Source organism: Streptomyces justiciae (assembly GCF_015163075.1).
In the GTDB taxonomy this organism is placed as follows: domain Bacteria; phylum Actinomycetota; class Actinomycetes; order Streptomycetales; family Streptomycetaceae; genus Streptomyces; species Streptomyces justiciae.
On sequence record NZ_JADDXU010000003.1, the window covers coordinates 217,659 to 240,861 of the forward strand.

Here is a 23,203-nt window from a genome sequence, read left to right on the forward strand (position 1 = left end):
TCAGAACACCGGCGTACCGGCCTGCGTCAGCTTCCAGTTGGTGACCGCGAAGTCGGCCGGGTCCAGCGTCCCCTTGGCCGTCACGTAGTCGATCATCAGCTGGCGGATCTCGTTGGTGGAGCTGTACGCGATGTCGGCGGACGCGATGTGCGGGTAGCCCGAACCGCCGTTGGCCCGGTAGTTGTTGACGGCGACGACGAAGACCTGGTCGTCGGTGACCGAACTCCCGTTGTAGGAGAGGTTCTTGATCCGAGAGCCCTCGGCCGCCGCGATGTCGATGTCGTACGAGACGCCCGCCGCGGTGTCGTACATGTAGTCCCAGAAGCTGTTGGCGTTGGTGAGCGTGGCGGTGTCCACCGTCGTTCCTGCCGGGACCTGGTGGTAGTACTTCGCCGCGTACTCCAGGTAGTCCCTGAGCTGGGCGCCGGTGAGCTTCTTGCCGTACAGGGTGTTGTCGTAGATGTAGAGCCCGGCGATGTCCTTGATGGTGACGCTGCCGGCCGGGATGTCGGCGGTGCGTGAGAAGGGCGCGGCGACGGAGATCAGCGGCAGCGCGGCGTCGGACGCGGACAGCCCCGCCTTCACGGTGTCCATCTGCACCTGGTGGATGAAGTCCATGATGGGGACGTCCTTCCAGCAGGAGTCCGCGGCGGACAAGTCCTGGGTGCAGGTCCCCACAGCCGTGTTGACGTACTTGACCACCAACTCGTGGTCGGCCTCCAGCAGCTTCTTGATCTCCGGGTCCTCGTCGACGCCCTTCGGGTCGAGGGTCTGCGCGGTCTTCTTGGTGACCTTCCAACGCCCGTGCTCCAGCTCGACCTCGAAGTCGAAGACGCTCAACCGGTAGCCCCAGCAGTACGGTTCGGACAGCAGCACCTCCTCCCCGGTCTCCGCGTTCTTCACGGTGTACGACGGGACTTCGACGTGCGTGTGGCCGACGAGGATCGCGTCGATGCCGGGCACCTGCTCGGCGACGAGGTTGGAGGCGTTCTCGACGTACGGCAGCGCGTCGCCGTACGACGTGGACCCGTCGAGCCCGGAGTGGTCGGTCAGGAAGACGAGGTCGCAGCCCAGCGCGCGCAGCCGCGGCACGTACTTCTTCGCCTGCTCGACGAGCCCCGGGAAGACCATCTTCCCGCTCACGTTGTCCTTGTCCCACAGGGCGATACCGGGGTTGGTGAGACCGAGGATGCCCACCTTGATGTCCGGCGCGCCGGGCACACAGATGCGCTTCACGGTGTACGGCGCGAAGGCGGGCTTCAGGGTCTTGGCGTCGAGGGCGTTGGCGCCGAGCAGCGGGAAGCGGCACTGCTCCTCGAACTGGCGCAGCGTCTCGATGCCGTAGTTGAACTCGTGGTTGCCGAGGGCGGCGGCGTCGTACCGCATGTGGTTCATGGCGACGGCCATCGGGTGCTTCGCCCCGTCGGTGATGGGCTGCACCCGCGCGAAGTAGTAGGCCAGCGAGGTCCCTTGGATGATGTCCCCGGCGTCGACGAGCAGCACCCGGTGCTCCCCCTTGGCCGCCCGCTGCTGCTTGATGAGCGTGGCGACCCGGGCGACCCCGACGGAGTTGCCCTTGGCGTCGCTGTAGGCGGCGTCCTTGTAGTAGTCCCAGTCGAAGACGTGACTGTGCAGATCGGTGGTACCGAGGATCGAGAACGACCAGGTGCGCGGCTGCCGCTCGGCGGCTTGCGCCTCACCGGTGGCGAGCGTTCCGGCGACGGCGACGGCCGCGCCGGTCACGGCCGACTTCTGCACGAACTCACGGCGGTTCATGGGACCGACGGGCATGGAGGACTCCTGGGACGGGAGAGGGAGGAGAGGGCGCAACTACCCGCGTAGATAGTTGCGTTCCTCCACTTCCCGACGGAACCAGGAAAAGGCCATGGGCCGGTCAAGGAAATCCTTGACCGGCCCACAGACGTGCGTACGTCCTACAGGAACGAGTTGATCTCGATCGTCTCGTCGCGGCCCGGGCCCACGCCGATCGCGGAGATCGGGGCGCCGGACATCTCCTCCAGCGCCTTGACGTAGTTCTGGGCGTTCTTCGGGAGGTCCGCGAAGGACTTCGCCTTGGTGATGTCCTCGGACCAGCCGGGGAGGGTCTCGTAGATCGGCTTCGCGTGGTGGAAGTCGGTCTGGGAGTACGGGAGCTCCTCGACGCGCTTGCCGTCGATCTCGTACGCCACGCAGACCGGGATCTGCTCCCAGCCCGTCAGCACGTCGAGCTTGGTCAGGAAGAAGTCCGTCAGGCCGTTCACGCGGGTCGCGTAGCGGGCGATGACCGCGTCGAACCAGCCGCAGCGGCGGTCACGGCCGGTGGTGACGCCCCGCTCGCCGCCGATGCGGCGCAGCGCCTCGCCGTCCTCGTCGAAGAGCTCGGTCGGGAACGGGCCCGAGCCGACGCGGGTCGTGTAGGCCTTGAGGATGCCGATGACCCGGCTGATCTTCGTGGGGCCGACGCCGGAGCCGGTGCAGGCGCCGCCCGCGGTCGGGTTCGACGACGTCACGAAGGGGTACGTGCCGTGGTCGATGTCCAGGAGGGTGCCCTGGCCGCCCTCGAAGAGGACGACCTTGTCGTCCTCCAGCGCCTGGTTCAGCACCAGGACCGTGTCGGCGACGTACGGCTTCAGCCGGTCCGCGTAGGACAGCAGCTCCTCGACGACCTGCCCGGCCTCGATGGCGCGGCGGTTGAAGACCTTGGTCAGGAGCTGGTTCTTGCCGTCCAGCGCCGCCTCGACCTTCTGCGTCAGGATCGACTCGTCGTAGAGGTCCTGGATGCGGATGCCGACGCGGTTGATCTTGTCGGCGTAGGTCGGGCCGATGCCCCGCCCGGTGGTGCCGATCTTCCGCTTGCCGAGGAAGCGTTCCGTCACCTTGTCGACGGTGACGTTGTACGGCGTGATGATGTGAGCGTTACCGCTGATCAGGAGCTTGGACGTGTCGACGCCTCGCTCGTTCAGCCCGTTCAGCTCGGAGAACAGGACCGACGGGTCGACGACGACACCGTTGCCGATGACCGGAGTGCAATCCGGGGACAGGATTCCGGAAGGGAGCAGGTGCAGGGCATACTTCTGATCGCCCACGACCACCGTGTGGCCGGCGTTGTTGCCGCCCTGGTAGCGCACCACATAGTCGACAGACCCGCCTAGCAGGTCCGTCGCCTTTCCCTTGCCTTCGTCACCCCACTGAGCACCGAGCAGCACAAGTGCGGGCACGCGCGTACACCCCTTCCGGGCGGGGCATGTCCAAGGTCAGGGGCGTACGCGGCACGGCCTTGTGCTGCGTACACCGGCGACCTTCTTCGGCCACCGTCGGCCGTGGTCGGCCGCGAACCCGTCGGACCCGGATGCCCCGGAATAGACGAAGCCCCTGGCGCAATAGCGCAAGGGGCTCTTGCACAAAGATGCTACCCGAGGAAGCGAGGCAGGACCGAGGTGGCGACTTCAGCGACTTCCGATCAGCTGCTGGTGGTCATCGATCCGGTCGCCCGGAGGACCGACGGCGAGTCGGTCCGGATCGCGAAAGACGTGCTCAGCGCGGGTGCGACCACGAAGGTCTGCATGCCGGAGGGGCCCGATGAGTTCGCCCGGGTGCTGGCTCGCCGGGGCGCGCGGCGGCCGGTGGTGGTCGGCGACGACCGGGCGCTGCTGCGCGCGGTGTCCCTGCTGCACCGGCAGCGGGAGCTGGCTGGATGTGCGCTGTCCTTCGTGCCGGTGGGCGGTGCGCTGTCGGTGGCCCGCTCCCTGGGGGTGCCGACGGGTGCGGTGGCCGCCGCGCGGACGGTCCTGGACGGCGTGGAGCGCCGCCTCGACCTGCTCGTCGACGACAGTGACGGGGTGGTGCTGGGCGCGCTGCGTATCCCCGCGGTGGCTCCGCAGCCGCCGGAGATGGAGGCGGAGGCGGAGGCGGCCGGGCGCCCCTGGCTGCGGACCTGCCAGACCCTCGTACGGACCCTCGTCCCGGCCCGCCCCACCCGGGAGCCCGCGCCGCCCGCGCCGGGGCCCTCCCGGCTCCGGGTGGAGGTGGACGGGGTGACCCTGGTCGACCTGGGCCAGCCGGTGGAGGCGGTCTCGGTGACGCCGGGCGTGGCCGGGCTGGCCGAGGTCGAGGTGCGGCCGGTGTCGGTGGGCGCGGAAGCCTCCCTGCTGCGAGCCTCCGGCAGAACGGTGACGGTCACGGGCACGGACTTCCGCTACCGCGCGGACGCGGGCGTGGCGGGCCCGGTACGACGCCGGACGTGGACGGTGTGGGAGGGGGCCCTGGGACTGACGCTGCCGGGGCGGTGACAGGCCCCCGCCCCCACGCGCTGTCAGGCCACCCCGTCCTTGGTCTCCCCGCAGTCGTGCCCGGTGGAGAAGTACCCGGCGCCCGAGTTGCTGTAGTTGTCCTCGACGCTCCCGCAGGCCAGCACGTACACGTAGGCGCCCTCGGGGATGTCGCTCCACGGGTGCTTCTTGTCCGTGGTGTTGCAGCCGGAGGTGTTGTGGATGGTCCGGAAGTTCCAGCCGTAGCCGGACTTGTAGTACGACACCTGCCCCCAGACGGTGCCGCCGTCGCACTGGGTGTCCTTGATGTAGAAGTTGTCGCCGTCGGCCACGAAGTAGACCCAGCCGTCGGCGTTGCTCGCCACGGACGTGCCCGAGTTCTCGCCGGCGCTGGCGGCGGTCGCGGTACCGATGACCAGCATGGCCGCCGCGGCGCCGATTCCGGTTATCCGGCCCAGGGCTTTCGCTCTCGTCTTCATGCGCACGAACTTTCGCACGCAACTTCCGTAACTATCAACGCAATTCAACAAATTCACAGCCCTGGAACCCGCGACGGCCTTCAGGGATGCGCCTTCCGCCAAGCCGCCATCGCCGCGTTCCACTCCTCCCCCGACAGGGCGGTCAACGAGGCCGGGAACAGGCCGTCCTCCTCCTTGGCGATGTGGTGGTGCAGCTCCTGTACGGCCTCGGTCAGGGTCTGCACGTCGGCCGGGTCCGTGAGGTTCAGCGCGGCCAGCTCGGCCGTCATGGCGTCCACCAGCTCCCGCGCCCGCCCCGCCTCCCGCGCTCCAGCGCCCGCAGGGCGTCGCCGGCGGCGTCGGTGACCCGTTCGTGTTCCGCGATGAACTCCTTGATCAGCGGGATCTCGCGGCAGCCGCAGTAGTGGCACATGGGGTTGTTGTTACCGTGCGGGTCCGTCGATCACACCGGGAGGGCACGTGAGCCAGTACTTCGACATAGGCGACGAGACCCTCTGGAACCCCTCCAACGGGGCCGCCCGCCTCTTCCTGCGGCATGTGCGGCTGTACGAGGAGGAGCTGGGCGTTCCCTCGGGGTTCGGGCCCATGGAGAACGACGAGTGCAAGATCGACCCTGGCGCCTTCGCGACGTACGTCGACGCCCTCCTCGACCTGCACGACCGCACCCGGCACTCGATCATCGACGCGCTCTCCGAGGGCTTCGTCGCGACGGTGCTGGTACTCGCCGAGCGGGCCGGCATCAAGGTGCGGCCCCCCGTGGTCACCGACCGGCTCACGGGGCTCACCGACGTCCAGGTGCCGCTGCCCGACGCCCAGGGCAGGGCCGTGCGTCTGCGGGAGCGGGCGGATCTGCTGCGGCGCGGGATGCCCGTCTAGCTCCCGCTGCCACACCCAAGCCCGTCTAGCCCCCGCCGCCACACCCAAGCCCGTCTAGCCCCCGCCGCCACACCCAAGCCCGGCCACGCCCCGCCGCCACACCCAAGCCCGTCCAGCCCCCGCTACCGCACCGGCAGCGTGTCCGACTCGTCCTTCAGGCCCACCCCGGTCGCCCCCAGCTCCCGCGCCCGCCCCATCAGCGCCGCCAGCTTCCCCGCCGCGGCCTCGTACGTCAGGCCCAGGGGCGGTCTGATGTTGGACAGGCAGTTGCGGTGGGCGTCGGTCGTCACCCCCGGCACGGGACGGTACGCCAGATACGCGCCCAGCGAGTCCGCCGCCGACATACCCGGGCGTTCGCCGATCAGGACGACCACCGTCGTCGCGCCCATGGCGGCCGCCACCGCGTCCCCCAGCGCCACCCGTGCCTGCTCGGCCAGCACGACCGGCGCGATCCGCCAACCCGGCAGCCGGGTCACCGTCTCCGTCACCACCCTCGCCGCGTGCTCGTGCACGGCCCGGCTGGACAGCCCGTCCGCGACGACGAACACCACGTCCCACTCCCCCACCGGCAGATGCGCCCGGTCGGTCGCGTCCAACCGGCGTCCCAGGTCCGGGCGTTGGAGATACGTCAGCCGGTCACCGGCCTCGCTGCGCACCCGTACCGTCGGAAGACCCGGCAACCCGGCCGCGACCCGGTCCGGTTCGAACGGCGAGTGCACCGCGTCCCGTGCGGCGGCGTGCGCGGCCTGGAGTTCCAGCCGGTGCCGGGTGGGGAGCCCGGAACCCGCCCGGCCGAGGCCGATACGGGCCTGCGTGCGGGTCCGCAGCGGCCCCCACAACTCGCCTTCCGCCAGCGTCAGTTCACTCATGCCGCTAGCTCCCTTCCGGCGATCTCCGTCAGTGCGTGTGCCTCGACCTCGCGGATGCCGCCGGCGTCGTCGAGCAGCCCCATCGACGACAGCCACGCCTCGAACTCCGGTGCCGGGCGCAGCCCGAGGACCTCGCGGAGGTACAACGCGTCGTGGTACGAGGCGGATTGGTAGTTGAGCATGATGTCGTCGCCGCCCGGCGTGCAGATCACGAAGGACGCGCCCGCGACACCGAGCATGGTGAGCATGGTCGCGATGTCGTCGTCATCGGCGTCCGCGTGGTTCGTGTAGCAGATGTCCAGGCCCATCGGCAGGCCGAGCAGCTTGCCGCAGAAGTGGTCCTCCAGGGCGGCGCGCAGGATCTCGCGGCCGTCGTAGAGGTACTCCGGGCCGATGAAGCCGACGACCGTGTTCACGAGCAGGGGGTCGTAGCGCCGCGCCACCGCGTACGCCCGTGCCTCCACCGTCTGCTGGTCCACCCCGTGGTGCGCGTCGGCCGACAGGGCGCTGCCCTGCCCGGTCTCGAAGTACATGACGTTCCGCCCGACCGTGCCGCGCTCCAGCTTGAGCGCCGCCTCGTACGCCTCGTCGAGCAGCCCGAGCGTGACGCCGAAGGAGGCGTTCGCGGCCTGGGTGCCGGCGATCGACTGGAAGACCAGGTCGACGGGGGCGCCGCGGTCCATCAGGTCGACGCTGGTCGTGACGTGGCAGAGGACGCAGGACTGGGTCGGGATGCCGTACCGCTGGATGACCCCGTCGAGGAGGTCCAGCAGGTCCCGTACCGCCTTCGGGCTGTCGGTCGCCGGGTTGATGCCGATGACCGCGTCGCCGGAGCCGAGCAGCAGCCCGTCCAGGAGGGCGGCCGCGACGCCCGCCGGGTCGTCGGTGGGGTGGTTGGGCTGGAGGCGGGTGGCGAGGCGTCCCGGCAGGCCGATCGTCGAGCGGAAGGCGGTGACGACGCGGACCTTGCGCGCGACCGCCACCAGGTCGGCGTTGCCCATGAGTTTGGAGACGGCCGCCACCATCTCCGGGGTGAGTCCCGGGGCCACGGCGGTCAGCGCCGGACCGTCCGCCGCCAGCAGCCACTCCCTGAACTCCCCCACCGTCAGCCCCGCCACCGGCGCGAACGCGACCGCGTCATGCGTGTCCAGGATCAGCCGGGTGACGTCGTCGCTCTCATACGGGATCAGCGGCTCGGTCAGGAACGTCGTGAGCGGTACCTCCGCCAACGCCCAGCGCGCCGCGACCCGTTGCCGGGCCGACGCGGCCGCGAGCCCGGCGAGACGGTCGCCGGAGCGCTCGGGGCTCGCGGCGGCGAGAAGGCGGGCGAGGCTGTCGAAGCGGTGGCGCTCCCCGCCGAGAACGGACGTGTACGCGGTCATGCCGGGACCGTACGAGCCGCGTGTTGCGAGCAGATTTCCGCAGATTTCCTCGGACTTCTAAAGGTCTGGTTGACAAACATTTAACGCACCGAGACCCTTGGCCGACTCATTCGGCCGACAGAGTCCAGCCCGGTACACCAGCGCGTCAGCAGGAGAGGGGCCTAGCCCGATGGCAGTGGACGAGGGAGTCGCCCCAGCGGCGAAGTCAGACGAGACAGGCACGGTTCACCGGCTCAAGCCCAACGCCGTGGGCCTGCTGGGCGTGGTCTTCATGGCCGTCGCGACGGCCGCGCCGATCACCGCGATGACGGGCAACGTGCCCTTCATGGTGTCGGCGGGCAACGGCATCGGCGCCCCGGCGAGCTACCTCGTCGCAATGGTCGTACTGGCAATCTTTTCCGTCGGCTTCACCTCGATGGCGAAGCACATCACCTCCACCGGAGCCTTCTACGGCTTCATCTCCTACGGCCTCGGACGCACCGTCGGACTCGCCTCCGGGCTGCTCGCCACCTTCGCGTACGTCGTCTTCGAGCCGGCCCTGATCGGCATCTTCTCGACCTTCGCGACGGAGACGCTGAAGGACCAGACGGGCGCGGACATCCCCTGGTGGGCGTTCGCGATCCTGATGCTGGCGATCAACGCCACCGGCACCTGGTTCGGCGTATCGGTCGCCGAGAAGCTGCTCGTCGTCCTGCTCGCCACCGAGGTGACGATCCTCGCCGCGATGGCGATCTCGGTCGCCTTCCACGGCGGCGGCCCGGACGGCTTCAGCGTCGACCCGGTCAACCCGGTCAACGCCTTCAAGGGGACGTCCGCCGGGCTCGGTCTCTTCTTCGCCTTCTGGTCGTGGGTCGGCTTCGAGTCGACGGCGATGTACGGCGAGGAGTCCCGCAACCCGAAGAAGATCATCCCCAAGGCGACGATGATCTCGGTGCTCGGCGTCGGCGTCTTCTACGTCTTCGTCTCCTGGATGGCGATCACCGGCACCGGCGAGTCGAAGGCCGTCGAGGTCTCCACGGCCAACCCCCTCCAGCTCTTCTTCGGCCCCACCGAGCAGTACGTGGGCCACTGGGCGGTCGTCGTCATGCAGTGGCTGATGATCACCGGCTCGCTGGCCTGCGGCATGGCCTTCCACAACTGCGCCGCCCGCTACATGTACGCGCTGGGCCGCGAGGGCGTCCTGCCCTCCCTGAAGAACACCGTCGGCCGCACCCACGCCCGGCACGGCTCCCCGCACATCGCGGGCCTGGTCCAGACGATCGTGACCGCCCTGCTCCTGCTGGCCTTCGCGGCCGCCGGCAAGGACCCGTACACCGGTACGTACGTCCTGCTCGCGATCCTCGGCACCATGGCGATCCTGGTCGTGCAGGCCGTCTGCTCCTTCGCGGTGCTGGTCTACTTCCGCCGCAACCACCCCGAGAGCCGCCACTGGTTCCGCACCCTCACCGCCCCGCTCCTCGGCGGCGTCGCGATGCTCGCGGTGGTGGCACTGCTGGTCTCCAACATGGGCGCGGCGGCCGGCACGGAGTCCGGCTCCCTGGTGCTGAAGGCGACCCCGTGGCTGGTGGCGCTGGTCGCGGGAACGGGCATCGGGTACGCGCAGTACCTGAAGCGCCGGGACCCGGCCCGCTACCAGCTCCTCGGCCGGACGGTCCTGGAGGAGACCAAGGAACGCTGAGCGGACATGGTGAAGTCGGCTGCGGTGCGGTCATGCCCTGAAGGGGCGCGGGGAACTGCGCGACCGGCCACGACGGCGCCGCAGCCGACCCCCCTCCCTCGCCGCGCTTCCAGCCGAGCGCTTAGCGCTCGTCGCCGAACAGCTCGGCCCTGCGGACCTGCCAGCGTTCCATCATCTCGGCGACGTCCTTCTCGATGAACTCGAAGAAGGCGAGCGTCTCGGCCAGCCTGTGGCCGGCCGGAGTCTCGGCCCCCAGGCTGGCCACACCCTCGCGCAGGGCGTCCTCCCAGCGCTTGATGATCGCCTCGCGGTTGGTGAGGGCCTGGTACCACTGGTCGCTGTGCACCCGGTACCGCTCGCGGCGTGAGCCGGGCTCCCGCTCCCGCGACAGCATGTGCACCTGGGACAGATAGCGCACGGCACCCGAGACCCCGGCCGGGCTGACCTGGAGCTGTCGGCTCAGCTCGGCGGAGGTGAGGGCGCCGCTGTCGGAGGCGAGCAGCGCGGCGAAGACCCGGGCCGGCATGCGCGCCAGCCCCGCCTCGACGAGCTGCGCCGCGAACCGCTCCACGAACCTGGACACCGCTTCAGGGTCCCGACCTGCCACGTCACTCATCCCCTCACCCTAACCGGCGTTCATATGCTTCCTTAACTTCACAAATTTCTGAAAGAAGCGTACGTTCTGAAGCATGACGAAGGCAATCACGGTCTCCGGACTGCACAAGTCGTTCGGCCGGACCCACGCGCTCGACGGTCTGGACCTGGAGGTCGAGACCGGTGAGGTGCACGGCTTCCTGGGCCCCAACGGCGCCGGCAAGTCCACCACCATCCGCGTCCTGCTGGGCCTGCTGCGCGCCGACGCGGGCGCCGCGCAGGTGCTCGGCCGCGATCCGTGGGCGGACGCGGTCGAGGTGCACCGCCGGATCGCCTACGTCCCCGGCGACGTGACGCTGTGGCGCAACCTGTCCGGCGGCGAGGTCATCGACCTCTTCGGCAGGCTGCGCGGGGGCCTCGACCCGGCCCGCCGCGCCGAGCTGATCGACCGCTTCGAACTCGACCCCACCAAGAAGGGCCGCACGTACTCCAAGGGCAACCGCCAGAAGGTCGCCCTGGTCGCCGCGTTCGCCTCGGACGTCGACCTGCTCATCCTGGACGAGCCGACCTCCGGCCTGGACCCCCTGATGGAGGAGGTCTTCCAGCGCTGCGTGGAGGAGGAGCGCGACCGGGGCCGCACGATCCTGCTCTCCTCCCACATCCTCAGCGAGGTCGAGGAGTTGTGCGACCGCGTCAGCATCATCCGCAACGGCCGCACGGTCGAGACGGGTTCGCTCGCCGACCTGCGCCACCTGACCCGCACCAGCGTCTCGGCCGAACTCGCGGGCCCTCCCAACGGGTTGGCCGCCCTCCCCGGCGTGCACGACCTCGACGTCCAGGGCCACCGGGTCCGCCTCCAGGTCGACACCGACAAACTCGACGCCGTACTGCGGCAGTTGAGCGAGTCCGGCGTGCGCTCGCTGACCTCGACGCCCCCGACCCTGGAGGAACTCTTCCTGCGCCACTACCAGGAGGCGGCGTCGTGATGACCTCCCTCGCGGGCACGGGCGTCCTGCTCCGCTTCTCGCTGCGCCGCGACCGGCTGATGATCCCGGTGTGGGTCGCGGTGAACGCGCTGATGGTCCTCTCCATGCCCGCCTCCCTGAAGGGCCTGTACGGCACGGACGCCGAGCGGGCCGACCTGATCCACCAGGTGGAGACCAACGCGTCCTTCCGCGCCCTGATCGGCCCGGTCTTCGACACCGACCTGGGCGCGCTGACGGCCTGGCGGGTCGGCGTGTACGCCGGGCTGGTCGCGGCGGCGATGAGCCTGCTGATCGTCGTACGGCACACCCGCGACGAGGAGGAGAGCGGCCGGCAGGAGCTGGTGGCGTCCGGGATGGTGGGCCGCAGGGCGTCGCTGACGGCGGCGCTGCTGGCGGCGGGCGTCGCGAACGCGGTGCTCGCACTGCTGGTGACGGTGGGTCTGGCGGGCCAGGGAGTGGTGGGCGCGCTCGCCCTCGGCCTCGGCATCGCGGCCGTGGGCATGGTCTTCGCCACGATGGCGGCGATCGTCGCCCAGCTGACGGAGAGCGCGCGGCTGGCCCGCGGGCTCACGTCGGCCGTCCTCGGCGCGGCCTTCGTCCTCCGGGCGGCGGGCGACTCGGCGTCGGACGACGGCAGTTCGGTCCTGACCTGGCTCTCCCCGCTGGGCTGGCTGGAGAACCTGCGCCCGTACGCGGACGAACGCTGGTGGGTACTGGCCCTGTTCGCGGCGGCGATCCTGCTCCAGGCAGGCGGGGCCTACGAGTTGGCGGGCCGCCGGGACGTGGGCATGAGCTTCTTCCCGACCCGCCCGGGCCCGGCCACGGGCCGGCTGTCCACCGCGAGCGCGCTGGCCTGGCGACTGCAACGGGGCAGTGTGTACGGCTGGAGCCTCGCCTTCTTCGTCGTGGGCGTGGTCTACGGCGGCCTGACCGACGGCGTGGCGGACCTGGTCGGCGACAACGAGAACGCGCGCGAGATCTTCGAGCGGATGGGCGGCCAGAGCGGTCTGGAGGACGCGTTCCTGGCGTCGATGGTCGGGATGATGGGCCTGATCGCGGCGCTGTACGTCGTGCAGAGCGTGCTGCGCCTGCACGGCGAGGAGACGTCGGGCCGCGCGGAGCCGGTCCTGGCGAACGCGGTGAGCCGACTGGGCTGGGCCGCCGGCCATCTGGTCGTCGCCTTCGGCGGGGCGGTGCTGCTCATGCTGCTGACGGGACTCGGCTTCGCCGTGGGCTACGGCAAGGAGGTCGGCCCGATCCTGGGCGCGTGCCTGGTCCAGGTGCCCGCGGTGTGGGTGATCGGCGGGCTGGCGGTCGCGCTGTACGGGCTGCTGCCGAGGGCGGCGATGGCGGCCTGGGGTGTCGCCGGGGCCGTCCTGCTCATCGGCTGGGTGGGCCCGGCCCTTGACGCACCGCAGGCGGTACTGGACCTGTCCCCCTTCGGCCACCTGCCCAAGTTGCCGGGCGGGGAGATGAGTTGGGGTCCGGTGGTGCTTTTGACGGGCATCGCGGCGGCGCTGCTGGCAGCCGGCCTGACGGGCTTGCGGCGCCGGGACCTGACCACCTGACAGGGAACCTCCGCGCGGCCTGCGCGCGTCCGTCCTGAACATGGGACAACGCGCACAGGCCGCGGCAGGCTGCCTGACCGCCGCCACCGGGGCCGGCCTGGGGCTGGCGGTGTGGGCCGTCGACGTACGGTCCCGCCTCTGGCGCTTCGAACAGAGCCCGGACTGGAGCGTGCTCTACGCCGAGCTGCCGCTCGCGATCCTCGGCGGAACCGCCGCCGCACTGGTGGTCTGGGCCCTGGCCCGACGGATCGGACGGTGACGGCGACTCCGTGCACGCTGCAACCATCTGGTGTCCGAACGAGTCTTCCCCCTTGCTGCTCGTCGCGGACGCGGGAGCCGCGTCGTACGAAGGGATGCCAGATGGCACGACAGAGGGCGGAGCGCGGTACCCCGGAGGGCGAGAGACAGCGGCGGATGCGCCGGGCCGCCGTGTCCGGCGGTGTCACGGCCGTCTGCCTCGGTGGCGGGGCCATCGCCCTCGACGGGTTCTCAGGCGCCGCCCCTTGGTGGCTCGTCGCACCGCTGACCGTCCTGTGCGGCGTCTTCGCCGGCTGGGCGGGGGCGAGGACGGGCCGTGAGAACGCCCTCCGCGCCGAGACGCTCGCGCCGGGCGAGAAGCTGCTCAGCACCTACACCGTGCGGCCGCCCTTCACACCCGGGCGAGCCCCCACCCCCTACGAGAACCCGCCCTTCCAGCTGCTGCTGACCTCCCGGCACCTGCAGCTCTGGGAGCACGCCAACCTCCTGTGGGCGTACCCCTGGCCAGAGCTGCGCCTGACCGCCGACGGGCCCCGTCTGAAGATCTACCACCAGGGCCAGGAGGCCGGCTTCATGCTCCTCGAACCCCCGGGCTCGGTCCACGAGGTCCTGCTCGCGGGCCGTCGCCTCGGGGCGTCGTGAGAGAGGCCGGCCCCCTGGGCTACTCCACCTCCACCCGGAGCCCTTCCAGCCCCCTGATGACGAAGTTCGGCTTCCGCTCGGGCTCGGCGGCCAGGGTGAGGGTCGGGGCCTTCTCCAGCAGGGCCGTCATCGAGGCGGCCAGTTCGATACGGGCCAGCGGGGCGCCGATGCAGTAGTGGATGCCGGCGCTGAAGGAGATGTGCGGGTTGTCCGGGCGGGTGAGGTCGAGGCGCTCGGGGTCCTGGAACACCGCCGGGTCGTGGTTGGCGGAGCCGAAGAGCATGGCGATCTCCGCGCCCCTCGGGATCGTCGTGCCATCGATCTCGATGTCGTCCAGCACCCAGCGCTCGAAGAGCTGGAGCGGGGTGTCGTAGCGCATCAACTCCTCGATCGCGGACGGGATCAGGGAGTGGTCCGCGCGGAGGGCCGCGAGCTGGTCGGGGTTGCGGAACAGCGCGTACCAGCCGTTGACGGTGGCGTTGACCGTCGCCTCGTGCCCGGCGTTCAGCAGCAGCACGCAGGTCGAGATCATCTCCTGCTCGGTGAGCCGGTCGCCCTCGTCATGGGCGGCGATGAGACCGGAGATGAGGTCGTCGCCGGGTTCGTCGCGTCGTACGGCGATGAGCCCGCGCAGATACTCCGAGAACTCGACGGAGGCGCGGACCGCCCTCGCCGCCACGTCCTCCGGCGGGTTCAGCTCGTACATCCCGCAGATGTCCGCCGACCAGGGCCGCAGCGGGCCGCGGTCGGCCTCCGGGATGCCCAGCATCTCGGCGATGACCGCGACGGGCAGCGGCTCGGCGACGTCGCCGAGCAGATCGCCGCCGCCCTTCCGCACCAGCCCGTCCACCAGTTCCCCGGCGAGCCGGGCCACGTACGGCTTCAGGCGCTCCACCGTCCGGGGCGTGAACGCCTTCGACACCAGCCGCCGGATGCGGGTGTGGTCCGGCGGCTCCAGGTCGAGCATGCCGTGGTCGTTGAGGGTGTGGAACGGCTCGTGCTCGGCGGGCGGCGGGGTGCGGCCGAAGTCCTCGTGCGAGAACCGGTGTTGGTACGTCCGCCCCAGCCGCCGGTCCCGCAGCAGTGCCGACACGTCGGCGTGCTGCGGGACCAGCCACTGGTTGGTGGGCTCGTAGTACTGGACGCGGCCCTTGGCGCGCAGGTCGGCATAGGCGGGGTACGGGTCGGCCAGAAATGCCGGGTCCCACGGGTCGAAGGCTGCCATGAACGGACGCTAGCCCGACCCTCCCCCTCCTGACCAGGGGTGTCAGACCCAGACCGGGACGTGTTCCGCCGCGTAGCGGGCACCGAAACCGCCGTGCGGAAGGATCTCGGCGATCGCTGCGAGGTCGGCGTCGGTCAGGGTGAGGTCCGCGGCGGCCGCGTTCTCCTCGATGCGCCGCACACTGCGGGTGCCGGGAATCGGCACGATGTGCTCGCCGCGGGTGAGCAGCCAGGCCAGGGCCAGCTGGGGGACGGTGGCGCCCTTGGACGCGGCGAGGGCGGCGAGGCGCTCGACGGCCTCGACGTTCTTCTCGAAGTTGCCGGGCTGCCAGCGCGGGTCGCCGCGGCGCATGTCGGTCGCGTCGTACGCGTCGGCGGGCTTGGCCGTGCCGGTGATGAAGCCGCGGCCGAGCGGGGAGTACGGGACGAAACCGATGCCGAGTTCGTCGAGGACCGGGAAGAGCCGCTCGACGTCCCGCTCGAAGAGGCTGTACTCGGTCTGGAGCACCGACACCGGCTGTACGGCGTGGGCGCGGCGGATGGTCTGCGGACCGGCCTCGCTGAGCCCGAAGTACTTCACCTTGCCCGCGTCGATCAGCTCCTTGACCGTCCCGGCGACCTCCTCGATCGGCACGTCCGGGTCGACGCGGTGCTGGTAGAAGACGTCGATGTGGTCGACGCCGAGGTATCGCAGGCTGTTGTCGGCGACCTTGCGGATGTTCTCGGGACGGCTGTTGAGCCCGAACCCCTTGGACATGTCCGAGAGGTCGGACAGATCGAAGCCGAACTTCGTGGCCAGCACGACCTCGTCCCGGAAGCCCTTGACCGCCTTGCCGACCAGGATCTCGTTCGACCCGGTGCCCCAGCCGTAGAGCTCGGCGGTGTCGATGAAGGTGACGCCCAGCTCATGGGCGCGCTGGATGGCGGCGACGCCCTCCTGCTCGTCGCCGGGCCCGTAGGCCATGGTCAGGCCCATCGCGCCGTAACCGAGCGCCGAGACGGTGAGGCCCTGGCCGCCGAGTGTCCTCTGCTGCATGACGTACTCCTGCCATCGCGTCAAACCAAAACGTTTGCTTTGACCGACTGTACGCCCGGACGGCCACCCTTGCCAAACAGAACGTTTTGGCTGGGTAACCTCGAGACATGACCTCTTCGACGACCCCGGACTCGACCCGCGACCGCATCGTCACCGCGGCGCGCGCCGAGTTCGCCCGGTACGGGATCGCCGGCGCCCGCATCACCCGTATCGCCAAGGCCGCGAAGACCAGCACGGAACGCCTCTACGCGTACTTCCGCAGCAAGGAAGAGCTCTACGGCTTCATCGCCGAACGGGAGATGTGCGCGGTCTCCGAGGCGACCCGCCTGGACCCGACGAACCTGCCCGAGTACGCCGGCCGCGTGCACGACTACTTCATCCGGCACCCCGACCGCTACCGGATCATGAGCTGGGGCCGGCTGGAACTGGCCGGCGACACGGCCGACACCGTGACCGGGGAGGCGATCCGCCGCAAGGCGGAACAGATCCGCAAGGCACAGGAGGCGGGCCAGCTGGATCCCTCCTGGGAGCCCATCGACATCCTCGTGTTCCTCAACCAGATCGCCATGGCCTGGGCGGGCCAGCTCGACCTCGTGGACGCGGCGGCGGACCAGACCCACGACCGCTCCCTGGCGGCACGCCGGGCGGCGGTGGTGCGGGCGGTGGAACGCCTGTTCCCGGCGACGGGGTCCTAGCGGTCAGGGTCGGCCGAAGTCGGGCAGCGTTAGCGTGCCGTCCTCCGCGAGGGGGAAGCCGGGGTTGTGGGCGATCTCCCAGGCGTGGCCGTCGGGGTCGGTGAAGGCGGCGGAGTAGAAGCCGATCTCATTGAGGGCGGCGGGCTTGGTGACGGTGCCGCCGGCGGCTCGGGCCGCTGCGAGGAGGTCGTCGACCTCGCTGTCGTCACGGACGTTGTGCGCGAGGACGATGCCGCCGAAGGCGGGCGGTTCCTTGCCGGCCTCCAGACCACAGTCGGCGGCGAGCTTGTCGCGGCCCCAGAGGACCAGTCCGAGACCGCCGGCCTGGAAGAAGACGGTCTCCTGGACCTCCTGGCCCTGCCAGCCGAGGGCTTCGTAGAAGGCTTTGCTGCGGGCCAGGTCGGAGACGCCGAGGGTGATCAGGGTGACTCGCTGTTCCATGGGGGGACTTCTTCCTTCAGGTGGTTGATGAGGGCCGTGAAGGAGGCGGGGGGGAAGGAGAGGGTGGCTCGGGTAGGGGCTTTTGAGTCGCGGATGGATATGTGGGTGGGGAGTTCCGCGATCTCGACGCAGGTGTCGCCGTCGCCGCCGTCGGAGTACGTGGACTTACGCCAGTTCATCAGAGTTCCTTCGCCATACGGTGGATGAAGTCACGCGACGCCACAGGGTCCAGCGACGCGCTTTCCACCCTACGGAGCAGCGCCCGCAGTCGGTCTAGTTGGGATTCGGCATCAATGAACGCGATGCCCGTGGGCGAATCCCGCATCCCGGTGTCGAGCCGGGGCACGGGGCCTCCCGCATACATCATCGAGGCCCCGGAACCTGCAAAGCCGTCCTGGTCGGTAGGGATCACGCGCACGGTGGCATGGCCCTGCTCAACCAAGTCCAGGATCTGCCGAAGCTGGGCACACGAGGACTTGCGGTCGGAGACACGGAGCCGCAGGGCGACCTCGTGGATGATCGCCTCGTACGGGGTGGGGTTGTCACCCTCGATGACAGCACGACGCCGCATACGGTGCTCCACCCTGGGGGCCACTTCGCTCTCAGGCAGCTCAGGGTTCATGTAGGCGAAGACCGCGCGTGCGTAGTCCGGGGTCTGAAGGAGCCCTGGGATGCGGGTGATCACGACCTCGCGCAGGAATGTCGCATGATGCTCGGCCTCGGCCGTGTCCATGAACACCGGAGGAAGCACTCCCCGGTACTCCTCCCACCAGCCACGCGTCCGCTCCGTCGCCATGGCTACGAGGGCGTCGATCAACGCCTCGTCGGTGCAGGCGTAATGAGCCGCGAGTCGCCGAACCCGCTCCTCGCTGGCACCGGAGAGACCCAGCTCCACCTGGCTTATCTGGGCCGAGGTGGAGTTCAGCAGTCCCGCTACCTCACGCGCCTTCAGCCCGGCGGCCTCACGCAGTCGACGCAGCTCGGTGCCCAACCGCACTTGCCTCGCGGTGGCGTGACTCCTCGGCGCCATGCACTCTCCTCAACAGCCCTGCCGTAGTACCTCGTTCGGGCGCCAGGTTACGCCAACCAGTTGCGCGAGGAGTAATTACTCCTCTACCGTCAGTGACGCAACGCTCACCCTGCGGAAGTGCACCGCAACCACCCTGCGGCACCGCCACCGCACCCAACTCCCCACCCCCTGAACGGAGTTATCCGCATGCCCGAAACCACCGCCGACTCCTGGGAGTACTCCCTCGACATCCCCAACGACCCCAGAGCCGTCACCGTCAGTCGCCGCACCCTCCGGCTCATCCTGACCATGCACGGCCTCATCACCCTCGTCGACGCCGCGGAGCTGCTCGCCGCGGAGTTGGTCTCCAACGCCGTTCTTCATACCGACGGCCCCGCCGCCCTGCGGCTCCGCTGGCGGGACGGTGTGCTGCGGATCGGTGCGTGGGATGCCGATCCCGAACCCCCGGACCCGCCCCAGAAGTTGACCGGCGACCTGAACGCCGAATCCAGCCGCGGCCTCGCCCTCGTCGCCGCCACCTCCGACCTCTGGGGCTGGCAGCCGTTGTCGAGATTCGGCAACCGGGGTAAGTACGTGTGGTGCGAACTGGCGACAGCATGAGCGCCCTGTCCCCGCGTCTCGCGGCGATCGTGGAGGCGCTCCCCCTGCGCCCGGACTCGCGTGTGCTCGAGATCGGGTGCGGACCCGGGGCCGCCGCACGGGCCGTCGCCCACCGGCTCACCACCGGCCACATCCTGGCCATCGACCGATCCGCCACTGCCATCGCCCAGGCCGGAGCGGCGTCGGCGGAGGAGATCGGCTCGGGGCGTATGAGGGTCCGGCAGGTCGCCGCGGAGGAGTTCGTGCTGCGGGCCGACGAGGAGCCGTACGACCTCGTGTTCGCCGTCCGCGTCGGGGCGCTCGACGGGCGGCACCCCGAGGCCGGCCAACTGGTGCTGCGGCGTGTGGCCGAGGCGACAAGGGCGGGCGCCCGGCTGTTCGTCGACGGCGGCGACCCCCTCCGTGAACTGGTCATCCCGAGGCATCCCAACGGGTGACGCCCGCGGCACCCGCTACTGGCGACGGCATGACCGCGACACGCAACCGATGGTTGCGCATAACCGCCACCGGGGCTTACAGTGATACGCAACCAAAGGTTGCGAAAGGGCCGGGTGAGCGGCATGGAGTACGGCAGCATCGAGCGGGAGATCCAAATCGACGCCACCCCCGAGGTGGTCTACGAGGTCGTCAGCAGGCCCGAGCACCTGAGGGAGTGGTGGCCGGACGAGATCGAGTTCAAGCCCGTACCGGGCGCCACCGGAGTCATCTCTTTCGGGGACAGGAGCACGCCGGACGCGAAGGTCGAATCGCTGACCGTCGTGGACGCCGATCCGCCCCGGCGGTTCTCCTTCCGGTGGGTGTACGACGAGGGCGAGGTCGCGACGCCGACCAACTCCCTCCTGGTGACCTTCGAACTGACCCCGTCCGGCTCGGGCACGCTGCTGCGCTTCAGTGAAGCGGGGTTCCGGGAACGGGGCTGGGAGGCAGCCGTGCTGGAGAACGCCTACCGCGAGCACGCCGCCGGCTGGGACCACTTCCTGCCGCGCCTCGTCGCCTATGTGAACCGACTGGTGTCCACGCCGTGAGCGTCACCGTCGACGACGAGCTGTGGTCCGCCGTCGGAGACCCGACCCGGCGTCGGATGCTCGACCTGATGCTGGCCGACGGCTTCGGGACGGCGACCTCGCTGAGCGACCGACTGCCGGTCACGCGCCAGGCCGTCGCCAAACATCTCGGCGTACTCCACCGGGTGGGGCTGGTCCACGCGACCCCGTCCGGCCGCGAGCGCCGATACGAGGTGGACGAGGAGCAACTCGCCCGCGCTGTCGCCCAGTTGGCCTCGGTCGGGGCGAGCTGGGACGCGCGGCTGCACCGCATCAAGCGCATCGCCGAGGCGATCCAGCGCGACCGGGAGAACTGACCCCGGCCATCAGGAACACCACATCAGAGAGAGGTATCGAGATGCCCGACATCCTGCACAGGATCGGAATCACCTCATCCCCCGAGGCCGTCTACACGGCCCTGACCACCGTCGAGGGGCTCGCGGACTGGTGGACGCGGGACACGGACGGCGACCCCCGTGTCGGAGGAGTCATCCGGTTCCGTTTCGTACCCGGCGGGTTCGACATGAAGGTCCTCGAGGCCCAGCCCGCCGAGCGCCTGGTCTGGGAGGTCGTCGACGGGCCCGAGGAATGGATCGGCACACACGTCCGCTTCGAGCTGAAGCAGGAGGACGACTTCACGATCGTGCTGTTCCGTCATGAGGGCTGGAAGGAGCCGGTGGAGTTCATGTACCACTGCAGCACCAAGTGGGCGACCTACCTGATGAGCCTCAAGAAGCTGATCGAGACCGGCAAGGGCGAGCCCGCGCCGGACGACGTCCAGATCAGCAACTGGCACTGAACTCCCCGCCGGAAGCGCCGCGGCCCCCGTCACCGCACCACGTCGAAGACGTTCTTCTGAAGGCCGTTCGCGTAGGCCTCGTGCTCGACCAGCTTCAGGCGCTGCTTGTCCTTGTCCGTCGTCGGGAAGAGGCGCTTGCCGGCGCCGAGGAGGACGGGGAAGACCAGGAGGTGGTAGCGGTCGATGAGGTCGGCGTCGGCGAGCGACTGGTTCAGCGAGGCGCTGCCGTGGACGATGATCGGGCCGCCCTCGGTCTTCTTCAGCTCGGCGACCTCGTCGAGGGAGCGCAGGATCGTGGTGTCGCCCCAGTCCGAGACGAGGTCGTCGTCCGTGAGCGTCGTCGAGACCACGTACTTCGGCATCACCTTGTAGTCGGCGAACTCCTCCATGCCGGGCCACACCGGGCTGAACGCCTGGTAGCTGGTCCGCCCCAGGAGCATCGCGGCCGCTTCCTTCTGCTCACGGCCCTTGATCTCGAACGCCTCTGGGAGGAACTCGATGTCCTTGAAGGTCCACCCGGAGTTCCGGTAACCGGGCTCTCCGCCCGGGGCCTCCACGACGCCGTCGAGGGAGATGAAGGCGGTGCTGATGAGGGTGCGCATGTCGGTTCCTCCGTCGCTTGTCTGTCTGTCCGGTGCTGTCTCGTGTCCAGCTGTGATCTACGACCGCTGATCACGGAGAAACTCATCGGCTGACACCCACCCTATTTTTCGAACCCTCCTACGGCCCCTATCCCGGCGTCACCAACCGCGCCTCGTATGCGAACACCGCCGCCTGCGTCCGGTCCCGCAGCCCCAGTTTCACCAGGACGCGGCTGACGTGGGTCTTGATGGTCGACTCCGCCACCACCAGCCGCCCGGCGATCTCCGCGTTCGACAGGCCCTGCGCGATCAGGACCAGGACCTCGGTCTCGCGGTCGGTGAGGTCGCCGTAGGCCGCGTGGGCGGAGGACATCAGGCGGGGGGCGTCGGAGAGCCGCGAGAACTCCGTGATCAGGCGGCGGGTCACGGAGGGGGCGAGGAGGGCCTCTCCGGACGCCACCACCCTTACTCCGTCCGCCAGTTGACGGGCGGAGGCGTCCTTCAGGAGGAAGCCCGAGGCGCCCGCCTTCAGCGCCTGGTAGACGTACTCGTCCAGGTCGAACGTCGTCAGCACCAGCACCTTCGCCGCACCGTCCGCCGCCACTATCTCGCGCGTCGCCTCGATGCCGTTCAGCTCCGGCATCCGGATGTCCATCAGGACCACGTCCGGGCCCAGCTCGCGGACCTTCGTCACCGCCTCACGGCCGTTGACCGCCTCGCCGACGACCTCGATGTCCGGCATCGCGTTGAGGAGCACCGAGAAGCCCTCGCGCACCATCATCTGGTCGTCCGCGATCAGCACGCGGATGGTCATGCGTCACCCTCGCTCGCACTCGGCACCGGCAGGTACACCGCCACCTCGTAACCCCCCTCGTCCGTCGCGCCCGCCGTCATCTCGCCGTTCAGCATCGAGACGCGCTCCCGCATCCCCGTGATGCCGTGCCCCGCGCCGGGCGACGGCTTCAGCAGGGTGCCGGCCGGCGGCGGGTCGTTGACGACCCGCAGGCCCAGCCCCCCGAGGACGTAACCGATCTCCACCTGCGCGCTCGCGCCCGGCGCGTGCCGGAGCGTGTTGCTGAGCGCCTCCTGGACTATGCGGTACGCCGACAACTCCACCCCCTGCGGCAGCTCGCGCACCGCGCCCGTCACCGTCTTCCGCACGCTCAGCCCCGTGTCCCGCACATTGGCCAGCAGTCCGTCGAGGTCGGCGAGCGTGGGCTGCGGGGCGTCCGGGGCCTCGTAGTCCTCGGCGCGCACCACGCCCAGCACCCGGCGGAGTTCCGTGAGCGCCGCCACCGCGTTCTCCCGGATCGTCGCGAACGCCCGCTCCAGCTCCGGCGGCGGGTTCTCCACCCGGTAGGGCGCCGCCTCGGCCTGGATGGCGACCACCGACATGTGGTGCGCGACCACGTCATGCAGCTCGCGGGCGATCGTCGACCGCTCCTCCAGCAGCGTGCGCTTGGACCGCTCGTGCGCCGTCACCGTCTGCTGGGCGGTCACCTCCTGGCGGGCCTCGCGGCGGGTGTGCCAGACGGCGACGACCAGCATGACCAGCGCGGAGAGGACCAGCATGGGCGCGGTGTCGTCGCCGTAGTAGTAGACCGGGCCGAGGATCACGTCCGCCACGAAGGCGTACACCGCGGTCACCGCCCACATGCACGCGGCCGTACGCGGCTTGGTGCGTATCGCCACCACCGTCAGCACGGTGAGATGACAGGCGAAGCTGGCCGGCAGCCACGGATAGCCGTCCAGGGAGCTGCCGAAGACCTGGCTGACCGGGGTGGCCGCCATGGACAGCCAGAACGCCGCGATCGGCCGGAGCATGGTCAGCAGGATCGGGAGGACGGCGAGCGGGCCAAGCAGCGCGGCCGTGCCGCTGTTGTCGACCGCGGCCATCAGCAGCGTGATCACGGCCGCCGCGGAGATCACGGCGTGCGGTGTCCAGGCAGCGTACTCGCGCAAGGGGCCGGGCAGCCGCCGGGTCAGCGGGCCGTCGACCCGCATCCGGAGCAGCGGGCGGTAGGCGAAGGCGTCGTGGAACAGGTCCTGGCGCAGTCCGCGCAGGGCGTTCGCGGCCAGCCGGAACTCCGGGCTGCGCGGCCCGGCCCCGTCCCCCGCCGGCGATGTCTGCATGTGGGTCGTCTCGGTCACGTA

General features: G+C 70.0%; 29 protein-coding genes. 13 read left to right on the forward strand and 16 right to left on the reverse strand.

The features are described 5' to 3' along the window. Positions 1-1,791, reverse strand: a complete 1,791-nt coding sequence (locus IQ210_RS09275; RefSeq protein WP_194078401.1) for a bifunctional metallophosphatase/5'-nucleotidase — start codon at positions 1,789-1,791, stop codon at positions 1-3. A gap of 143 nt (positions 1,792-1,934) precedes the next feature. Next, entirely contained in the window at positions 1,935-3,218 is a 1,284-nt protein-coding gene (locus IQ210_RS09280; RefSeq protein WP_194078402.1) for an adenylosuccinate synthase, read from the reverse strand. A gap of 219 nt (positions 3,219-3,437) precedes the next feature. On the opposite strand from IQ210_RS09280, the gene IQ210_RS09285 reads away from it, so the two are divergent. Continuing rightward, a complete protein-coding gene (locus tag IQ210_RS09285; RefSeq protein ID WP_194078403.1) occupies positions 3,438-4,289 on the forward strand; it encodes a diacylglycerol kinase family protein in 852 nt (283 codons plus the stop codon). A 23-nt stretch (positions 4,290-4,312) separates the two neighbouring features. Here IQ210_RS09285 and IQ210_RS09290 read toward each other — a convergent pair whose 3' ends face one another. From IQ210_RS09290 to IQ210_RS47150, 3 genes are all read right to left on the reverse strand, one after another. After that, a complete protein-coding gene (locus IQ210_RS09290) occupies positions 4,313-4,747 on the reverse strand; it encodes a hypothetical protein (RefSeq protein WP_194078404.1) in 435 nt (144 codons plus the stop codon). 80 nt (positions 4,748-4,827) lie between these two features. Beyond that, a complete protein-coding gene (locus IQ210_RS47145) occupies positions 4,828-5,016 on the reverse strand; it encodes a hypothetical protein (RefSeq protein WP_228047418.1) in 189 nt (62 codons plus the stop codon). Then, positions 5,013-5,159, reverse strand: coding sequence for a hypothetical protein (locus tag IQ210_RS47150; protein ID WP_228047419.1), 147 nt, complete (start codon positions 5,157-5,159; stop codon positions 5,013-5,015). Before IQ210_RS47150 ends, IQ210_RS47145 begins: the two co-directional genes overlap by 4 nt. A gap of 47 nt (positions 5,160-5,206) precedes the next feature. Between IQ210_RS47150 and IQ210_RS09300 the strand changes: the two genes are divergently transcribed. Next, positions 5,207-5,623, forward strand: a complete 417-nt coding sequence (locus IQ210_RS09300; protein ID WP_194078405.1) for a DUF6086 family protein — start codon at positions 5,207-5,209, stop codon at positions 5,621-5,623. A gap of 122 nt (positions 5,624-5,745) precedes the next feature. Here IQ210_RS09300 and eutC read toward each other — a convergent pair whose 3' ends face one another. After that, positions 5,746-6,492 (reverse strand): ethanolamine ammonia-lyase subunit EutC, encoded by a 747-nt coding sequence (gene eutC / locus IQ210_RS09305; RefSeq protein WP_194078406.1) that lies wholly within the window; start codon positions 6,490-6,492, stop codon positions 5,746-5,748. Beyond that, positions 6,489-7,874, reverse strand: coding sequence for an ethanolamine ammonia-lyase subunit EutB (locus IQ210_RS09310; protein ID WP_194078407.1), 1,386 nt, complete (start codon positions 7,872-7,874; stop codon positions 6,489-6,491). Before IQ210_RS09310 ends, eutC begins: the two co-directional genes overlap by 4 nt. A gap of 169 nt (positions 7,875-8,043) precedes the next feature. Here IQ210_RS09310 and IQ210_RS09315 point away from each other — a divergent pair, with 169 nt between their 5' ends. Beyond that, complete coding sequence (locus tag IQ210_RS09315; protein ID WP_194078408.1) at positions 8,044-9,552, forward strand: APC family permease; 1,509 nt, start codon at positions 8,044-8,046, stop codon at positions 9,550-9,552. Between the two features lie 121 nt (positions 9,553-9,673). Here IQ210_RS09315 and IQ210_RS09320 read toward each other — a convergent pair whose 3' ends face one another. Continuing rightward, positions 9,674-10,168, reverse strand: a complete 495-nt coding sequence (locus tag IQ210_RS09320; protein WP_194078409.1) for a GbsR/MarR family transcriptional regulator — start codon at positions 10,166-10,168, stop codon at positions 9,674-9,676. 73 nt (positions 10,169-10,241) lie between these two features. Here IQ210_RS09320 and IQ210_RS09325 point away from each other — a divergent pair, with 73 nt between their 5' ends. From IQ210_RS09325 to IQ210_RS09340, 4 genes are all read left to right on the forward strand, one after another. Beyond that, positions 10,242-11,132 carry an ABC transporter ATP-binding protein gene (locus IQ210_RS09325; protein WP_194078410.1) on the forward strand — a complete coding sequence of 297 codons (891 nt, stop codon included), beginning with the start codon at positions 10,242-10,244 and terminating at the stop codon, positions 11,130-11,132. Continuing rightward, positions 11,132-12,700 carry an ABC transporter permease gene (locus tag IQ210_RS09330; protein WP_194078411.1) on the forward strand — a complete coding sequence of 523 codons (1,569 nt, stop codon included), beginning with the start codon at positions 11,132-11,134 and terminating at the stop codon, positions 12,698-12,700. The genes IQ210_RS09325 and IQ210_RS09330 overlap by 1 nt, the downstream gene beginning before the upstream one ends. 40 nt (positions 12,701-12,740) lie before the next feature. Next, positions 12,741-12,959, forward strand: coding sequence for a hypothetical protein (locus tag IQ210_RS09335; protein WP_194078412.1), 219 nt, complete (start codon positions 12,741-12,743; stop codon positions 12,957-12,959). A 101-nt stretch (positions 12,960-13,060) separates the two neighbouring features. Beyond that, positions 13,061-13,600, forward strand: a complete 540-nt coding sequence (locus IQ210_RS09340; RefSeq protein WP_194078413.1) for a hypothetical protein — start codon at positions 13,061-13,063, stop codon at positions 13,598-13,600. A gap of 19 nt (positions 13,601-13,619) precedes the next feature. Here the strand turns inward: IQ210_RS09340 and IQ210_RS09345 are convergent, their stop codons facing one another. Next, complete coding sequence (locus IQ210_RS09345) at positions 13,620-14,825, reverse strand: cytochrome P450 (RefSeq protein ID WP_194078414.1); 1,206 nt, start codon at positions 14,823-14,825, stop codon at positions 13,620-13,622. 42 nt (positions 14,826-14,867) lie between these two features. Then, positions 14,868-15,860 (reverse strand): aldo/keto reductase, encoded by a 993-nt coding sequence (locus IQ210_RS09350; protein WP_194078415.1) that lies wholly within the window; start codon positions 15,858-15,860, stop codon positions 14,868-14,870. Between the two features lie 107 nt (positions 15,861-15,967). Between IQ210_RS09350 and IQ210_RS09355 the strand changes: the two genes are divergently transcribed. After that, complete coding sequence (locus IQ210_RS09355; RefSeq protein WP_194078416.1) at positions 15,968-16,555, forward strand: TetR family transcriptional regulator; 588 nt, start codon at positions 15,968-15,970, stop codon at positions 16,553-16,555. 3 nt (positions 16,556-16,558) lie between these two features. Here the strand turns inward: IQ210_RS09355 and IQ210_RS09360 are convergent, their stop codons facing one another. Genes IQ210_RS09360 through IQ210_RS09370 form a run of 3 tightly spaced genes read right to left on the reverse strand, consistent with a single transcriptional unit; the run spans position 16,559 to position 18,026 of the window. Further along, on the reverse strand, positions 16,559-16,996 hold the full coding sequence (locus tag IQ210_RS09360; protein ID WP_194078417.1) for a VOC family protein: 438 nt from the start codon (positions 16,994-16,996) through the stop codon (positions 16,559-16,561). Further along, entirely contained in the window at positions 16,975-17,175 is a 201-nt protein-coding gene (locus tag IQ210_RS09365) for a DUF397 domain-containing protein (RefSeq protein WP_194078418.1), read from the reverse strand. Before IQ210_RS09365 ends, IQ210_RS09360 begins: the two co-directional genes overlap by 22 nt. Continuing rightward, positions 17,175-18,026, reverse strand: coding sequence for a helix-turn-helix domain-containing protein (locus IQ210_RS09370; RefSeq protein ID WP_194078419.1), 852 nt, complete (start codon positions 18,024-18,026; stop codon positions 17,175-17,177). Before IQ210_RS09370 ends, IQ210_RS09365 begins: the two co-directional genes overlap by 1 nt. Before the next feature lie 186 nt (positions 18,027-18,212). On the opposite strand from IQ210_RS09370, the gene IQ210_RS09375 reads away from it, so the two are divergent. From IQ210_RS09375 to IQ210_RS09395, 5 genes are all read left to right on the forward strand, one after another. Next, positions 18,213-18,626: an ATP-binding protein gene (locus IQ210_RS09375; protein ID WP_194078420.1), complete on the forward strand. Its 414-nt coding sequence runs from the start codon at positions 18,213-18,215 to the stop codon at positions 18,624-18,626. Next, positions 18,623-19,063 (forward strand): SAM-dependent methyltransferase, encoded by a 441-nt coding sequence (locus IQ210_RS09380; RefSeq protein WP_194078421.1) that lies wholly within the window; start codon positions 18,623-18,625, stop codon positions 19,061-19,063. The genes IQ210_RS09375 and IQ210_RS09380 overlap by 4 nt, the downstream gene beginning before the upstream one ends. A 123-nt stretch (positions 19,064-19,186) precedes the next feature. Beyond that, positions 19,187-19,651 carry an SRPBCC family protein gene (locus IQ210_RS09385; protein ID WP_194078422.1) on the forward strand — a complete coding sequence of 155 codons (465 nt, stop codon included), beginning with the start codon at positions 19,187-19,189 and terminating at the stop codon, positions 19,649-19,651. Continuing rightward, positions 19,648-19,986: an ArsR/SmtB family transcription factor gene (locus tag IQ210_RS09390; protein WP_194078423.1), complete on the forward strand. Its 339-nt coding sequence runs from the start codon at positions 19,648-19,650 to the stop codon at positions 19,984-19,986. Before IQ210_RS09385 ends, IQ210_RS09390 begins: the two co-directional genes overlap by 4 nt. Positions 19,987-20,027: 41 nt before the next feature. Beyond that, positions 20,028-20,468: an SRPBCC family protein gene (locus tag IQ210_RS09395; protein WP_194078424.1), complete on the forward strand. Its 441-nt coding sequence runs from the start codon at positions 20,028-20,030 to the stop codon at positions 20,466-20,468. 29 nt (positions 20,469-20,497) lie between these two features. Here IQ210_RS09395 and IQ210_RS09400 read toward each other — a convergent pair whose 3' ends face one another. From IQ210_RS09400 to IQ210_RS09410, 3 genes are all read right to left on the reverse strand, one after another. Further along, complete coding sequence (locus IQ210_RS09400; protein ID WP_194078425.1) at positions 20,498-21,070, reverse strand: dihydrofolate reductase family protein; 573 nt, start codon at positions 21,068-21,070, stop codon at positions 20,498-20,500. A 127-nt stretch (positions 21,071-21,197) separates the two neighbouring features. Beyond that, positions 21,198-21,863: a response regulator gene (locus IQ210_RS09405; RefSeq protein ID WP_194078426.1), complete on the reverse strand. Its 666-nt coding sequence runs from the start codon at positions 21,861-21,863 to the stop codon at positions 21,198-21,200. Then, positions 21,860-23,200, reverse strand: a complete 1,341-nt coding sequence (locus IQ210_RS09410; RefSeq protein ID WP_256784656.1) for a sensor histidine kinase — start codon at positions 23,198-23,200, stop codon at positions 21,860-21,862. The genes IQ210_RS09405 and IQ210_RS09410 overlap by 4 nt, the downstream gene beginning before the upstream one ends. Positions 23,201-23,203: the final 3 nt, after the last annotated feature.

Coding starts and splice junctions, on each gene's coding strand:
- IQ210_RS09360 (WP_194078417.1), bottom strand. CDS start 16,996: ATGGAACAGCGAGTCACCCTGATCACCCTCGGCGTCTCCGACCTGGCC.
- IQ210_RS47150 (WP_228047419.1), bottom strand. CDS start 5,159: ATGTGCCACTACTGCGGCTGCCGCGAGATCCCGCTGATCAAGGAGTTC.
- IQ210_RS09350 (WP_194078415.1), bottom strand. CDS start 15,860: ATGCAGCAGAGGACACTCGGCGGCCAGGGCCTCACCGTCTCGGCGCTC.
- IQ210_RS47145 (WP_228047418.1), bottom strand. CDS start 5,016: ATGACGGCCGAGCTGGCCGCGCTGAACCTCACGGACCCGGCCGACGTG.
- IQ210_RS09375 (WP_194078420.1), top strand. CDS start 18,213: ATGCCCGAAACCACCGCCGACTCCTGGGAGTACTCCCTCGACATCCCC.
- IQ210_RS09310 (WP_194078407.1), bottom strand. CDS start 7,874: ATGACCGCGTACACGTCCGTTCTCGGCGGGGAGCGCCACCGCTTCGAC.
- IQ210_RS09275 (WP_194078401.1), bottom strand. CDS start 1,791: ATGCCCGTCGGTCCCATGAACCGCCGTGAGTTCGTGCAGAAGTCGGCC.
- IQ210_RS09315 (WP_194078408.1), top strand. CDS start 8,044: ATGGCAGTGGACGAGGGAGTCGCCCCAGCGGCGAAGTCAGACGAGACA.
- IQ210_RS09400 (WP_194078425.1), bottom strand. CDS start 21,070: ATGCGCACCCTCATCAGCACCGCCTTCATCTCCCTCGACGGCGTCGTG.
- IQ210_RS09335 (WP_194078412.1), top strand. CDS start 12,741: ATGGGACAACGCGCACAGGCCGCGGCAGGCTGCCTGACCGCCGCCACC.
- IQ210_RS09395 (WP_194078424.1), top strand. CDS start 20,028: ATGCCCGACATCCTGCACAGGATCGGAATCACCTCATCCCCCGAGGCC.
- IQ210_RS09290 (WP_194078404.1), bottom strand. CDS start 4,747: ATGAAGACGAGAGCGAAAGCCCTGGGCCGGATAACCGGAATCGGCGCC.
- IQ210_RS09370 (WP_194078419.1), bottom strand. CDS start 18,026: ATGGCGCCGAGGAGTCACGCCACCGCGAGGCAAGTGCGGTTGGGCACC.
- IQ210_RS09355 (WP_194078416.1), top strand. CDS start 15,968: ATGACCTCTTCGACGACCCCGGACTCGACCCGCGACCGCATCGTCACC.
- IQ210_RS09330 (WP_194078411.1), top strand. CDS start 11,132: ATGACCTCCCTCGCGGGCACGGGCGTCCTGCTCCGCTTCTCGCTGCGC.
- IQ210_RS09380 (WP_194078421.1), top strand. CDS start 18,623: ATGAGCGCCCTGTCCCCGCGTCTCGCGGCGATCGTGGAGGCGCTCCCC.
- IQ210_RS09365 (WP_194078418.1), bottom strand. CDS start 17,175: ATGAACTGGCGTAAGTCCACGTACTCCGACGGCGGCGACGGCGACACC.
- IQ210_RS09345 (WP_194078414.1), bottom strand. CDS start 14,825: ATGGCAGCCTTCGACCCGTGGGACCCGGCATTTCTGGCCGACCCGTAC.
- IQ210_RS09325 (WP_194078410.1), top strand. CDS start 10,242: ATGACGAAGGCAATCACGGTCTCCGGACTGCACAAGTCGTTCGGCCGG.
- IQ210_RS09340 (WP_194078413.1), top strand. CDS start 13,061: ATGGCACGACAGAGGGCGGAGCGCGGTACCCCGGAGGGCGAGAGACAG.
- IQ210_RS09405 (WP_194078426.1), bottom strand. CDS start 21,863: ATGACCATCCGCGTGCTGATCGCGGACGACCAGATGATGGTGCGCGAG.
- IQ210_RS09320 (WP_194078409.1), bottom strand. CDS start 10,168: ATGAGTGACGTGGCAGGTCGGGACCCTGAAGCGGTGTCCAGGTTCGTG.
- eutC (WP_194078406.1), bottom strand. CDS start 6,492: ATGAGTGAACTGACGCTGGCGGAAGGCGAGTTGTGGGGGCCGCTGCGG.
- IQ210_RS09385 (WP_194078422.1), top strand. CDS start 19,187: ATGGAGTACGGCAGCATCGAGCGGGAGATCCAAATCGACGCCACCCCC.